Origin of the sequence: Vibrio sp. L3-7, assembly GCF_963898195.1 — a bacterium.
In the GTDB taxonomy this organism is placed as follows: domain Bacteria; phylum Pseudomonadota; class Gammaproteobacteria; order Enterobacterales; family Vibrionaceae; genus Vibrio; species Vibrio echinoideorum.
The window spans coordinates 1-13545 of sequence record NZ_CAWQUW010000015.1 but is presented as its reverse complement, the minus strand read 5'-3'; the positions used below and the strand labels follow the sequence as shown (position 1 = coordinate 13545).

Here is a 13545-nt window from a genome sequence, read left to right as displayed (position 1 = left end):
GCCATAGACCACCACACAGTTTGCAAGCTCATCAGTAGTGGTTTAATTTCAGGACAGTGACGATCAAAAAAGCCCCAAAACATTATGCTAGGGGCTTATTAAATTTGTTTTAGCAGCTAGCTCTATTTAAATTCAACAGAGCGAGTTGATTACTTCGCGCCTAGAGCCGGAGCCGTTTTAGCGTGAGTTAAGTATAGAGGAATACAAGTGAACAGCAGACCACCAACAATGTTACCTAGGATAGTAGGTACAAGGTTGTAGCTTAACCAAGTTGTGATACCGAAATCTGCACCTAGCATCATGCCTAGTGGGAATAGGAACATGTTTACAACTGCGTGTTCAAATACAAGTGCGAAGAAGATGAAGATTGGTAACCACATTGCCGCAATCTTGCCTGCAACCGTACGAGCAGTCATGTTACCGATTACACCGAGACATACCATTAGGTTACACAAAATACCGCGAACGAAACATGTAATCCAACCATCTGCGCCTAGGTTTTCAAAACCAACAGTACGAGCCGTTGCGATAGCCATAAACTTCTGACCAACTGCGTTTGGTTCCATGCTGAAGTTCATTGTTAGTGATTGAGCAATCAGTGCAGCAACAATAAGAGAACCAATTAGGTTACCAAGACCAACTAGACCCCAACAACGTAATACGCGACCCCAAGTAACACCCGGACGGTTATCAAATTTCGCTAGAGGTGCAAGACCAAATACGCCAGTCACTAGGTCGTAACCCATTAAACTAAGGATACAGAAACCCACAGGGAACACGAGTGCGCCTACAATGCCGATACCCGTTTGAGTAATAGCAGTGATAGCAACTACAACAGCAAGAGACAAGATGATACCAGCCATAGTGCCGCGTAAGATAAGATCACGAGTACTCGTTTTGATCTTAGCTTCACCGACATCGATCATCGTTTGTACAAATTCTACAGGTTTTAAAGCAGACATAAGATTGTCCTTAAAAGTTAAAATTGGATAGGAAAAGATTCTAGTTACCGAGCTAAGGCAATGTCGGGAACTAGAACCCTTGAACTATCAAATCTTGATATGTATCTGATTATGCTGAAATTTCTACAGCACCTTTGATAATGCGAGTTTTATACGCTTTTACGCTAAAGTTCTCGTCTTCCATACAAACACCTGTTGCTAGGTTAAAGCGCTGCTTCTTAAGCGGGCTTGCCACCCAAAGCTCACCTTTATGCTCAACCGTTAAACCGCGAGATAAAACGTTTGATTGGAAAAACGGGTCAGTATTGCTAATAGCGAACACTTCTTCAGCTTTGGTTGGGCGAAAGATAGCAACCTGTTCACCACCAACCAACGCACATACACCTGTACCTGGAATAATATCTTCGATCTTACAAACTTTGGTAAATGCCATGATGTCGTCTCCCAATTAAACCAGTTCAACGTGAAGGATGTCGCCCTTCGCTTCTGGGTGTTTTTCTGTAAATGTTGCAGGGCGGTGTTGTTCACGGCCATCATCAACAAACACAACATTTTCATCACGGTCATCAGCATTGATGAAGTGTGAGAAACGTTTAAGTTGAGCTTCGTCGTTGATTGTATCTGTCCATTCACAAGCGAAGTTACCCACAAGACCAGCAATGTCAGTTTCAAGTTGCTCGTTGATGCCTAACTTGTTATCAACGATCACTTCACGTAGGTAATCAACACCACCTTCTAGGTTGTCCATCCATACCGAAGTACGTTGAAGCGGAGCAGCCGTTCGAATGTAGAACATCATGAAACGGTCGATGTATTTCAACAGTGTTTCTTGGTCTAGGTCGCTTGCCAACAGGTCTGCGTGACGAGGTTTCATACCACCGTTACCACACACGTACATGTTCCAACCCGCGTCTGTTGCGATAATACCTAAATCTTTACCTTGAGCTTCAGCACACTCACGAGTACAACCAGACACACCAAACTTCATCTTATGAGGAGTACGGATGCCTTTGTAACGGTTCTCGATCATCACGCCTAGGCCTACTGAATCTTGAACACCGTAACGACACCAAGTTGAACCGACACATGTCTTAGCCATACGCAGTGCTTTTGCGTAAGCTTGGCCCGTTTCGTAGCCTGCCGCGATTAACTTCTTCCAGATTGCTGGTAAGTCATCCTTTTGAGCACCGAACAGACCGATACGCTGTGCACCAGTAATCTTGGTGTAAAGGTTGTATTCAGCCGCAACATCCGCAAGAACGCTAAGTGCTTGAGGCGTCACTTCACCACCCGCCATACGAGGGATAACAGAGTAAGTGCCGTCTTTTTGAATGTTACCTAGGAAATTATCGTTGGTATCGTGCAGTTTCACTAGCTCAGGCTTAAGGATGTGTTCACCCCAGCAAGAAGCAAGGATAGAACCCGCTAGAGGTTTGCAGACTTCACAGCCGTAGCCTTTACCGTATTTCTCTAGTAACTCGTCGAATGTTTTGATTTCTTCGATACGAATCAGGTGGAAAAGCTCTTGGCGAGAGTAAGCAAAGTGCTCACAAACGTCGTTCTTCACTTCAACACCCGCTTTAGCTAGTTCAGCGTTTAGTACTGAAGTTACAAGTGGAATACAACCACCACAACCCGTGCCCGCACCAGTGACTGCTTTGATATCACCGATAGTGTGGTGACCTTCAGCGACTGCTTGAGCAATCTTGCCCTTGGTTACGTCGAAACAAGAACAGATAACAGCGGTTTCTGGCAATGAGTCAGCGCCAAGCGTTGGTTTTTCACCACCAGCGTGAGCAGGAAGAATCAATGCATCTGGATGTTCTGGTAGGTCGATTTCGTTCAACATAAGTTGAAGAAGGTCACCGTAATCAGAGGTATCACCCACCATTACAGCTCCAATAAGTTTCTTATTGTCTTCAGAAACGATTAGGCGTTTGTAAACTTCTTGCTCTTCGTTTTGGTAAACGTAGCTCTTACAACCAGGTGTACGACCATTCGCATCACCGATTGAACCTACTTTCACGCCCAAAAGCTTAAGCTTCGCAGACATGTCAGCACCTTCAAATGTGCTGTCATTACCTACAACGTGGTCAACCGCTACAGTCGCCATTTTGTAACCAGGAGCAACTAGGCCATAGAACGTTTGGTTCCAAGACGCACACTCACCAATCGCATAGATGTCTTTGTCCGTCGTTTGACAGTGATCATTAATCTCGATACCGCCACGAGGTGCGATACCCAAGCCCATTTGACGAGCAAGTTTGTCTTGTGGACGAATACCAGCAGAGAATACGATGAAATCTGTTTCGAGCTCTGTTCCGTCTGCAAAACGCATCACGTTACGAGCTTCAGTGCCTTCAGGAGCAATCTCAAGCGTGTTCTTGCTTGTATGTACGTTTACGCCCATACGTTCGATTTTTTGACGAAGTTGGTTACCACCTGCTAGGTCAAGTTGCTCAGCCATTAGCTTAGGAGCAAACTCAACAACGTGTGTTGTCACGCCAAGTGCTTTTAGTGCACCAGCCGCTTCAAGACCTAGTAAACCGCCACCAACAACAACACCAGACTTAGAATTCTTAGCGGTTGCTTCAATAGCTTTTAGATCTTCGATTGTGCGGTAAACAAAACAGTCTTTACCTTCATTGCCTTTAATTGGCGGAACGAAAGGGAAAGAACCAGTAGCAAGAACAAGTTTGTCGTATTGGATTTCACGGCCAGTGCTTGAGTAAACCGTTTTTTTCTCACGGTTAACGTTGATTGCACGTTCACCGATCAGCATGTTTATGCCGTTTTTCTCGTAGAAGCCTTCTTTAACTAAAGAAAGTTCGTCTGCAGTGTGGTGTGAAAAGTAAGAAGAAAGGTGCACACGGTCATACGCAACACGTGGTTCTTCACAGAACACCGTAATGTCCATGTTCGCAACATCTGTCTTCTCGACTAAATCTTCGATATAGCGATGACCGACCATCCCGTTACCGATTACGACTAGCTTCATCTTGCTCATAAGAATTCCTGAAGGTTATATATTTCTTAACTACGCGAATAATGAATTATGAAAGAAAATGAAAATATGATGTAAATCAATTACGAAAACAAACTACCCTAAAGGGGTAGAACAAAAGAGGTAGATCTGCTTAATTATCAGGCTAAGCAAACGAATAACCGTAGTTTTGATAGGGTTTAGCGGGATTTTATATACACTTTGGCGCACTAGAAAGAGTGTTGTAAAGTTTCACAATAGGTTAGCAATAACGTAATTGAATAACAATCATTTTCATTTATTGACTTAACACAACACTGAAAATTACGTTAGTTTCAAAATTCATGAAGAACTATGTGCAGTTATGAAGAGGTATCGCCCGAATCAAAGATCAAAAAAAGAACATTGAAACATAATGTCATCTATTTTATTCAATACAAATCGTGACAAACAAGTCGAAAATGTCCTGTGATTATTAACTAACCTTGAAGATAAAGCTTTCCCAATTAGCAAAATGTTAATTTAATTGATCCAGCACATACACCCTTCAGATTCACCAGGGCTATATCAAATCAAACTTCCAACCGAGCGGTGAATAAATTAAGATTGTTGAAAATAATTCTCATTTAATAGAGCCAACGACCATGCGTGTACTTCTACTGATCTTAACTATCATTGCCACTCCTGCACTTGCCGAAACGAAAATAATCAAACAAGTCATGGACATGAACTCTGAAAACATTGACAAAATGTACCAATTTATCCCCGACTATGTAGAAATCGAACCCGGTGACAAAGTATTGTTCCAAGGTACCGTCGGATCTCATACCGCTCACAGTATTCAAGGAATGCTGCCTGAAGGCGTGAAACCAATCATGATCTCAGGTTCAAATGCACAAGAAGTCACATTCGATAAGCCAGGTGTGTATGGCATCAAATGTAAAGTTCATCACCGTCATGGAATGGTTGCGTTGGTTGTTGTTGGAGATCCAGGTGTCAACATTGAAGAAGCGCGCAATGCAGCTAAAAAACGCGTAAGTCGCCGAGCTCAGAAGAAGATGCAGGGTTTACTCGATCAAGCCGAAAAACTTGTTCAGTGACCTGTTGAACAGAAGGTTCTATCAACAAAAACAGCGCAAGTTAGCGCTGTTTTGTGTCAATGGAAACGTTGAATGCTCTTCCCTAATATACAACTACATCAACCACCCCGTTCTAAACGACACACCTACCACAACAAACAGAATTGAAAGGGTTGTGACTGGCACAATATGAAGCGCCATATCGACAAGGTTGTCTTTAGATAACTTAGGTATCACCCGAAAACGCGCATCCAGAGCGAATACAACCGTTAAAAATAACAACGTCAGTTTAGCTGCGATGCCATGCGCCAGCGGAATCGACATATCAAACCATAAGCTAACGTCCGGCAACATATGATAAGCAAGCATCAAACCCGTAACGACTTGTATCACTAAAGCGGGCATACCCACTTTTTCATACCCTTGCTCAAATTCCAGTAACATTTCTGGAGAACGGTGTTTCAAGACTTTAGGCAAGATAACTAGGCTAAGAATAATGTGACCCCCAGTCCAGATGGTTGCCGCTAATACATGCAAAACTAATAACACGCCAAACATAAACTTCCCTTACACAATGTTACGCGGAGCAAAGGAGAAACCTTGGAACTCTCGCTTATATTTAGACTCACCAATTTTCTTTATTTTGGCGACGCCCATTTTGTAGTTGTAGTTACCACTGATTTGGTCAACTACCCTTGTTGTTAACGCATTCGCTGGGTTCTTCATGTCCATCATATTGCAATACAGTACACCTTGTTTCGTTGTCGGTGTGACAATCGCCACAGCCTTTATCTCCGCGTAGTCCAATTGAATATGCCCGTTTTTCATCAGACGACTAAACTGAAAGTCGTGCGATTCAACACCCAAGATCGTATCTTTGAAATTTGCGACGCGCTCTGAGTAAACCAAAACCTCATCCCCAGCTTCGATTCCTCGTTTTGCCGCGTCTTCTGGGTGAACTTCAATCCAATTCTCAGGCCAACGATGGGTTATGTAGGGTCTACGCTCAGTATCATCAAACCCTGATTGCCAAATTTCGTTAATGCGACCGTTGGAAAACCATAACTCGTCTTGTTTGGGAGCAAGCCACGCATGGAAATCACTGAACAAGCCCCACGGATGCTTTTGAAGGTTGACCTTCCCTGTCTGACTGTTGAACCTCGTGAGTTGTTTACGCATGATATTCGCGCCTTGTGGGCCGTCTTGTAAGCCTTTCTCGACCAAATCATCCCAACTCATTTCGGTATCGTGCAATCGCTTAGTACCAATTAGCTTTTTGGTATCGTAATTGTAAAAAACAGGCCCCTGAATACCTTCGGTACCAAATTCAGCCAGTTTTTGATGGAGAGTTTTACCTTCAGCATGAGCGGCGACTTTGATCATATTGAAATCTTTGCGACTTCCTCGGCTAAAGCGCGATGACTCTTCGGCGACATCATTCGAATTCTGCCAATCAAACCCATCGTACCCCATTCGAGAAGCCATTTGAGCCACAATCCACCAGTCGGGCTTCGCCTCACCCGGTGCATCAGAGAACTTCTGGTAAAGACGCAATCGACGCTCACCATTAGCACGCATGAAATCCTCTTCCCCCCAAGTCGCTGCTGGAAAGATGATATCGGCGAATTGTTTACCAATAGGATCGCGCAAGTAGATATCTTGATTAATGACAACCATTCCGCCTGAATCTGCACGCTTTTTCAGAGCATCAATAATATGTTGTTTATCACGTCGAGTCGCTTGGTGTGGGTTACGCGTCGTTAAGTCGGTGAATTTCTCTTTTAGGCCATAGCTACCACACATGGCTTGAATCCAAGTGGTGCCAATAACATGTGCCATGCGTGTGTGCCCAGAATAAAGATATCGGTCGGTATCTATTGAACGTCGGCGCCTACCTGCCAGTTTTTCAGGGGATTTGTTTCGTGGTAATTTCCCACCAGCCAACCCTCCACGTTGGTGACCACCAAATCGACCAATAACGCGCCCTTCTCGCCCACCCGTTCCAATAATGGTTGCAAGTGATGCAATAGCGTTGGTATTACCGGTATTGTTCGACCAATAGAAACCTTTTTCTATACCAATCGACGACTTCACTCGCTTACCGTCAACCGGCATCGCTAACATTTCAGCAGCTTTGTGGATCTTCTCGACATCAATACCAGCAACCGCAGCTGCGTATTCCGGCGCATACTCTTTTTGAGATAAATTCCATTGCTTATAATCGTCAAAACCGTCTGTTTGGAATTTGCCCCAAGTCGTGCGCCATTGCCAAGGTGTGTTACGCGTACCCTGACCAAAGCCTGAGCTCGATTCCCATTTGTTATTGACCCAGTTTTCAATCCACTCGTTATCTTGCCAACCGTGTTCCAGGATCACTCGCGCAATAGCGCCAATGACTAAGTTGTCGCTTCCGGGGTTTATATCGAGATGTAAGCCACCTTGCGCTTTAAGCCATGCAATACCTGCCGTTTCGCGGGGATTTAGAATGACGGTTTTCATTCCACGATGAACCGCAGGCATTATGAATTGGGTAAAAATAATTGTTTTAGTTTCATACGGATCGGTTCCGCAGATCATCAAGGTATCTGCCGCGCCCCAATCATCATAACTCGGTGCGAAATTATCAAAACCAGCGTCTCGAAAGCCCGGAGTTGCGGTGACATCTGAAGGTGTGTCATGGAACGAAAAATTAGCTGTATTAACATGACGCAATGCATATTTTGTTATCGCATACGTATTTTCAATATACTGATAGGAGTAGGTTTTAACGCAGTAACTGTTTGAACCATGAGCATCAATAACGTGGCGCCCGACTTGAGCTGCAATATCTAGCGCGAAATCCCACTCGACAGGCTGCAACTGACCATTGATTCGAATTAGCGGTTGCTTCAAACGATCTTTGGTCGGCGTTTCAGGGTTGTACAATTTCCTTGCAAGCAACCCGCCACGAACCGAAGAGTCGCCACCTTTATTCACCACCTGTATGTCTTTGTCTGCAACCACAACAACATGGTGTGGTTTGCCATTGTGCGAAACAATATTATGTTGCTGTGGTGAAACCCAAGCTTGTAATGCATGAACGGGGAAGTCGACAGCAAATGCATTTTCGTTAGCACGGGCTCCACCTGAAGGGCTATTTACAGGCCAACGGTAAACCTTATAACCACACGCCACGATACAATAATCACAGGCTGTCGTGATAACTTCAGCATGAACAGGAGGCAGCAAAGTATTGGTCGGTTGGAGGTACTGACGGTTTAAAAGAGATTGATTGCTTAAAGAAGATTCACTCATTTAACCAACCTCCACATCGATTAGGTTTTCCATTCGACCAAAGATCAAACCCATAACCCCTACCGCATAAATATCATCGCCTTCTAGCTCCAGCAGTACTTGAGGTAAGCTTTCAAACGCTTGTCCAGAAACCATAATGCCATGGCGTCGCAAATCAAATGTAGACAGATGGAATGGACACTGCCCGACGATACGGTGATCGCCTGTTACTTTATACGCTCCTGCTAATGGCCCACCTTGGTGAGTACAAGTCATTGAATAAGCCACTATGTCCCGCTTTTGCCCTATTCCCCCGCCGCACTCAATATCGGCTTTAACTAGCATCGCAATGGCGTTTTTTCCTTCGTCTGGATACTGAAAATGAACAGGAGTGTGATCACTTAGTTCGCTCAATTTTGCAATTTTCTTACGTGGATAACCCACAATACGGCCTTCAACCTGAGTCTCAGAATCCGTGCCTGCAAATAAGGAAAGAGGAACTATTGAAACAGCGGTAGCCGCTCCTGAATACAGTAAAAAATCACGTCGTGACATCATACATTTATTGTGTCCCTTACTGGAATTTTGCTTCAAATCAACGATCATTTTTTTACCCCAGCAAGTTCTTCTTTAGTAAATAACGGTTGGTATTCAGGAATTTTAGGTTCATCAATAGAAATCTGTTCACCTGAGAATGCCTCAACAAAGCTCAATAAGTTCTTTTTATCTTGTTCCGTTAAACCAAGAGGTTGAATCAAAACAGACTTGGTTTGAGGAAACCCTGTCGTGCGTCCGTCATTAGCTACGCCACCTCGGTCATAAAAATCGATCACCGCTTCTAAAGTTGGAATGGTGCCATTGTGCATATATGGTGCGGTGTACTTTGTATAACGTAAGCTTGGCGTTCGAAATTTCCCTAACATTTCTTTACGTTTGGCACGAAAGTAAGCACCTGGGTCAGCCTTCAATGTACGGTACATTTCTTCAGTGACCCCTTTTGAATAAAGCTCAAAACGAAACGTTATCTGCGCTAAGCCATCATCATTCCACCAAGGGCTTGGCGGTACACCAATGTTGTAGAATTTTTGGTCAGATGCCAAAGAACCGTTGTGACAAGCAATACAGTTCGCTTTGCCTTCAAACAACGCTTTTCCTTTCAATTGGGATTCAGACAAGGCTGTTTCATCACCGAGTAAATAGTTGTCTATTGGTGTGTCACGTTGAACCATAGTGCGTTCAAAGGCAGAGATGGCACGCCAAGCGTTGTGAATTTTTGGTGTATCGTCACCAAACACTTGCTTAAAGCGTTTTACGTATTCTGGTACTAATGCCAAACGCGCTTCCATAATGTCATCTTCGCCATTGCCCGCAACCGCACCTTTCGCAGCATCTTTTGCTTGTGCCTCTAATGACATAGCACTGCCCGCCCAAAACAGTTTATTGTAATAAGCCGAGTTGATAATCGTTTGGCTATTACGCCAGTGCACCGTGCCTGGGTATCCCATAGAAAGATCATCGGGAAAACCCCAACCTTGAGATTGAATATGGCAACCAGAGCATGGGCTTGTAGTGTCACCGCTTAAACGTCCATCAAAAAACAAGATTTTCCCTAGCTCAATTTTTTCGGGTGTTTGTTTGTTGTCCGCAGGAATCGGAACTTCGCCGAGCGGCGCTAGCTTAAGGCTTGCATTGACAGTATTTGGTAAGAAAACGCATCCCATAAACAGAGAAGAAGCCACCAGCCAGGCTAATTTTTTAGTTGCGAGCATTTAACCAGTCCTCCGTAAACTCGTAGCCGAAGTCATACTCTAGCCATTCATATTGACTACCTACTAACGGGTCACCGGACAATGATTGCAAAAATGCTATCAACGCCTGTTTCTCTTCAACCGTTAAAGAGAGCGGTTTTATGCGTGGATCTTTATTGGAATCAGTGCCGCCCCCTTGATTATAAAACTCGACCACTTCCTCAAGAGTGAGCAGCATTCCGTTGTGCATGTACGGCGCCGTCTGGGAGAGCTCTCGTAGTGTTGGAGTAATGAACTTACCTCGATCGCTTCCGTCAGCTTTATGAGTTTGAACGTGGGCACCGACGTCACGCTTTAAAATGAGGTAGTCTTGAACACCCATGAACATGTTGTAAGCCAGAAAAGACTGATGCCTCATTGGGTCTAGAAATATCTCGTTGTTCTCAGGTACACCGGTGTTGTGAGCCTTGCCATCAGTAAATAAGGGGCCGCTATGACACTGGCTACACCCGCCCTTACCTGAGAACAGTTGCTCTCCCTGCTTTGCCAACAAGCTAAGTTCGTCTTTATCGAAAGGGGCATTATTCGAAGTCAGTGTTTTTAGATATTCAGGCAGGGCTTTACGCACACCTCCATTTGAAGGTTCGCCTAGGTTGGCCGCTTTAAACATTTTGACGTATATGGGGTCTTGTTTTAGACGCTCTTGCATCAAACGCATGTCCATATTCATTAACCAGTCTTCGGTAATATTCTCCCGAACCACATCGTTCAAATTAGTGCCAATGCGTCCGTCATGAAACCAGACTTCTTTGTAAACGGTATTAATCAGTGTTGGTGCATTACGAAAGCCATCACTGCCTGTATATGCAGGGCTCAAAGGTTCTGGAAACGAAAAACCGTGAGCTGGGATATGGCAACTCGAACATGATATCGAATCGTCTCCAGACAAACGCGTATCGAAAAACAACCTTTTACCTAGCTCTGCTTTAGCTGGATCAATATTCAAGGGGGGTAAAGCGGCATGTAGACTCACCGAAAAAAGTGCGCACAATCCTACAAAACTTTTTTGTGCGAAGCTTTGACCTATAGAGCTTAGTCGTGAAGCGCTCATTGGCATTCCTTTTCGGATTACTATTAATTTGCTCTATTATTAACGCATGAAACATTAAAGATATGATTAGGATCATACAATTCGAAATGATAAGAGTTATTATTCAAACTTGTTAATCCAGTGGTGCTTAACCCGATGTCTCTTGATAAATTACTTAACCATGTCGAACATGTTTTTCTTACTGGAGACGTGTCCGATCAAATTCTGGCAATACAAATTATCTCAAGGTTTCCGAACACTAAGCACTTATTGTTAAAAGGATTGGATTCCAACATCATCGATGTCGTTATCACTAGCCTCGAATGCCTAGCTTTAGACAAACACGCCCCTATCGAAAGTATTATTCATACCCTTCAAAATTGGGACGACAGCGAAGTTAAATTGGCCGCACTAAGTGCTATTGAACACAATCAAGGTTCAGAACAAGTTGAAGAGTTTTTGGTAGAACTCATCTGCGACGACAGCGATTATTGGGAAGGTGATTGGAATGACGGTGATGATATCCGTTTAAATGCCGCGCGAATTTTGGATAATCACGAACATGACTTAAAACGCGACCAAGCTCTGCGCTTATTATCCCTATTTCAAAATGACCTAGAACCAGACTTGAGAAGCCGTCTTATTTCAGTATTATCTCGTCATTCAACCACTTTACTTGAAGAAGGCGATTACCTAACGCGCATAACCGATACCCGGGTCGCCCTAAAAAGCACATCAAATAAAATTTCGCTGTACAAAGGCACTCAGCACCAAGATTTACGTTGCCAACAAATCGCCTTCCAGCGCTTATCAGAAATGAATTGCCGCGAGTATTTACAACTATTCTTGACTGGCCTTTCACACTCAGATTCAAAGATCAGACGAACATCGCTAGATACATTGGTGAGCTGGAATTATCAAATAGCTCTCAAGTACCTTGGAGATAACGGGCTATGGTCAGAAATACCCATAAAAACCGTTTCCGTATTATTGAGCAGCAGTGACAAGCAACACCTTATTAATCGATGGCAAGTTCAACAACATCCAACCCAAACACTAACGGCGATACTGTGGTTAATTTCGAGCTTAGAGATTTCGCATATACAACAGCAGCTCGATCGTTTTATGCCGATTTTCTACAAGAAATTCTCTAATTTAGACGAAGTAGTTCAACTCGATTGCCTCAATATCTTATTTGACGAAACAACACATATCCTAAGCGTTGCCTTTATTCGTCAACAGTTGCAATCTAACACCATCAGTAACTCCGTAAGACAACAACTCATTGAACACCTTGCTCATACTTTACTTACCGAACATCAAGCCTATCTAAAAGAGCTCGTTATCGGTTTACCGGAAATTTTCACCACAGATACTACAGAGAAACAAGAACCCCTCGCGCTTGCTCAATCTCAAGGAAAAAATGACTTTGGCGAAGACGATGCGCAACCACTTGTTACTTCAACACTTGAAGCGCTAACTCGAACAACACATTCAAAACCTCAAGCAAAAAGTGTTTCCAAGAAACAAGTCCATATCGAAGAATTAACGAACCAACCTTTGGCAATCAAACATTGTAGAAACAGACAATGGTTAGTTGAGCTGTGCTCTGAGCAAACAGTTGCGAACCTCACGAAAACCACGCTTCATGCATTAATTATTGCCTTACATCGCAATAATATAAGTTTCACCCATATTGAAACGCAGCACCTTAGTCATTTAGTGTTTGAGCTAATCGTGGATGTTGATTGCTCAAACCTAGATAGTATTGTCGATTGGCTAGGTACAAGCTGGATAAAACAACACCGTTTGCAACTTATGGAGTTAGAAAGCCTTCCATTACAAACCTGTTTAGTGCCATATACCACTGACGAACCAGAGCTACTAGCTTTGTTAAAGCACCCATACATTAGTATTCAGATAGCGGCTCTCAAGCAATTAAAACAGTCAACGTCTCATGCTCACGAAGAGTTGATTAACTTGATTTTGGATGAACCAATCCTTTACCCTCAAATCAATCATTTTGAAGCTAATACTGTCTACAACGTACTTCTACAAAAGGTCCAACACTCACCCTCAGTCGCGCTTCAGGCAATGCTTTCCTTTATTGGAACATCCGATAGTTACACGATATAAACGTTTGGGTAGTCCACGATAGATACAACGAAAGATAGGAATTTCAGATACAAAAAAACCAGCCACAAGGACTGGTTTTTTCTAAATGATGGAGGCGCCTCCCGGAGTCGAACCGAGGTCCACGGATTTGCAATCCGCTGCATAGCGACTCTGCCAAGGCGCCTTCAATGAGTGTTTTAAGAGAACTACTCTCTCAATCACTACTAAAAGTAGCAATCAAATAGATGGTGCCCCGGGCCGGACTTGAACCGGCACAGCGCGAACGCCGAGGGAT

The 13545-nt window shown here is 43.7% G+C and carries 10 protein-coding genes and 1 tRNA gene; 2 read left to right on the top strand and 9 right to left on the bottom strand.

What is annotated here, in order from left to right; genetic code table 11:
* Positions 1-149: 149 nt before the first annotated feature.
* From AACW75_RS12640 to nirB, 3 genes are all read right to left on the bottom strand, one after another.
* Complete coding sequence (locus AACW75_RS12640; RefSeq protein ID WP_017076010.1) at positions 150-962, bottom strand: formate/nitrite transporter family protein; 813 nt, start codon at positions 960-962, stop codon at positions 150-152.
* 109 nt (positions 963-1071) lie between these two features.
* On the bottom strand, positions 1072-1395 hold the full coding sequence (nirD, locus tag AACW75_RS12635; RefSeq protein WP_145571733.1) for a nitrite reductase small subunit NirD: 324 nt from the start codon (positions 1393-1395) through the stop codon (positions 1072-1074).
* 15 nt (positions 1396-1410) lie between these two features.
* Positions 1411-3969, bottom strand: coding sequence for a nitrite reductase large subunit NirB (gene nirB / locus AACW75_RS12630; RefSeq protein ID WP_017076012.1), 2559 nt, complete (start codon positions 3967-3969; stop codon positions 1411-1413).
* A gap of 620 nt (positions 3970-4589) precedes the next feature.
* Between nirB and AACW75_RS12625 the strand changes: the two genes are divergently transcribed.
* Positions 4590-5045 carry a plastocyanin/azurin family copper-binding protein gene (locus AACW75_RS12625; RefSeq protein WP_017076013.1) on the top strand — a complete coding sequence of 152 codons (456 nt, stop codon included), beginning with the start codon at positions 4590-4592 and terminating at the stop codon, positions 5043-5045.
* A gap of 93 nt (positions 5046-5138) precedes the next feature.
* On the opposite strand, the gene AACW75_RS12620 is transcribed toward AACW75_RS12625, so the two are convergent.
* From AACW75_RS12620 to AACW75_RS12600, 5 genes are read right to left on the bottom strand one after another with little or no spacing between them, the layout of a single operon-like run.
* Positions 5139-5582 (bottom strand): CopD family protein, encoded by a 444-nt coding sequence (locus AACW75_RS12620; protein ID WP_237297838.1) that lies wholly within the window; start codon positions 5580-5582, stop codon positions 5139-5141.
* A 9-nt stretch (positions 5583-5591) separates the two neighbouring features.
* On the bottom strand, positions 5592-8318 hold the full coding sequence (locus AACW75_RS12615) for an arsenate reductase (azurin) large subunit (protein ID WP_237297837.1): 2727 nt from the start codon (positions 8316-8318) through the stop codon (positions 5592-5594).
* Complete coding sequence (locus AACW75_RS12610; protein ID WP_237297836.1) at positions 8319-8903, bottom strand: arsenate reductase (azurin) small subunit; 585 nt, start codon at positions 8901-8903, stop codon at positions 8319-8321.
* Positions 8900-10066 (bottom strand): cytochrome-c peroxidase, encoded by a 1167-nt coding sequence (locus AACW75_RS12605; RefSeq protein ID WP_445329521.1) that lies wholly within the window; start codon positions 10064-10066, stop codon positions 8900-8902. Before AACW75_RS12605 ends, AACW75_RS12610 begins: the two co-directional genes overlap by 4 nt.
* Positions 10053-11156, bottom strand: coding sequence for a cytochrome-c peroxidase (locus tag AACW75_RS12600; RefSeq protein ID WP_237297835.1), 1104 nt, complete (start codon positions 11154-11156; stop codon positions 10053-10055). The genes AACW75_RS12605 and AACW75_RS12600 overlap by 14 nt, the downstream gene beginning before the upstream one ends.
* A 135-nt stretch (positions 11157-11291) precedes the next feature.
* On the opposite strand from AACW75_RS12600, the gene AACW75_RS12595 reads away from it, so the two are divergent.
* Positions 11292-13271 (top strand): HEAT repeat domain-containing protein, encoded by a 1980-nt coding sequence (locus AACW75_RS12595; RefSeq protein ID WP_237297834.1) that lies wholly within the window; start codon positions 11292-11294, stop codon positions 13269-13271.
* A gap of 89 nt (positions 13272-13360) precedes the next feature.
* Here the strand turns inward: AACW75_RS12595 and AACW75_RS12590 are convergent.
* Positions 13361-13434 (bottom strand) — tRNA-Cys (locus AACW75_RS12590).
* Positions 13435-13545 lie beyond the last annotated feature (111 nt).

Coding starts and splice junctions, on each gene's coding strand:
- AACW75_RS12640 (WP_017076010.1), bottom strand. CDS start 962: ATGTCTGCTTTAAAACCTGTAGAATTTGTACAAACGATGATCGATGTC.
- nirD (WP_145571733.1), bottom strand. CDS start 1,395: ATGGCATTTACCAAAGTTTGTAAGATCGAAGATATTATTCCAGGTACA.
- nirB (WP_017076012.1), bottom strand. CDS start 3,969: ATGAGCAAGATGAAGCTAGTCGTAATCGGTAACGGGATGGTCGGTCAT.
- AACW75_RS12625 (WP_017076013.1), top strand. CDS start 4,590: ATGCGTGTACTTCTACTGATCTTAACTATCATTGCCACTCCTGCACTT.
- AACW75_RS12620 (WP_237297838.1), bottom strand. CDS start 5,582: ATGTTTGGCGTGTTATTAGTTTTGCATGTATTAGCGGCAACCATCTGG.
- AACW75_RS12615 (WP_237297837.1), bottom strand. CDS start 8,318: ATGAGTGAATCTTCTTTAAGCAATCAATCTCTTTTAAACCGTCAGTAC.
- AACW75_RS12610 (WP_237297836.1), bottom strand. CDS start 8,903: ATGATCGTTGATTTGAAGCAAAATTCCAGTAAGGGACACAATAAATGT.
- AACW75_RS12605 (WP_445329521.1), bottom strand. CDS start 10,066: ATGCTCGCAACTAAAAAATTAGCCTGGCTGGTGGCTTCTTCTCTGTTT.
- AACW75_RS12600 (WP_237297835.1), bottom strand. CDS start 11,156: ATGAGCGCTTCACGACTAAGCTCTATAGGTCAAAGCTTCGCACAAAAA.
- AACW75_RS12595 (WP_237297834.1), top strand. CDS start 11,292: ATGTCTCTTGATAAATTACTTAACCATGTCGAACATGTTTTTCTTACT.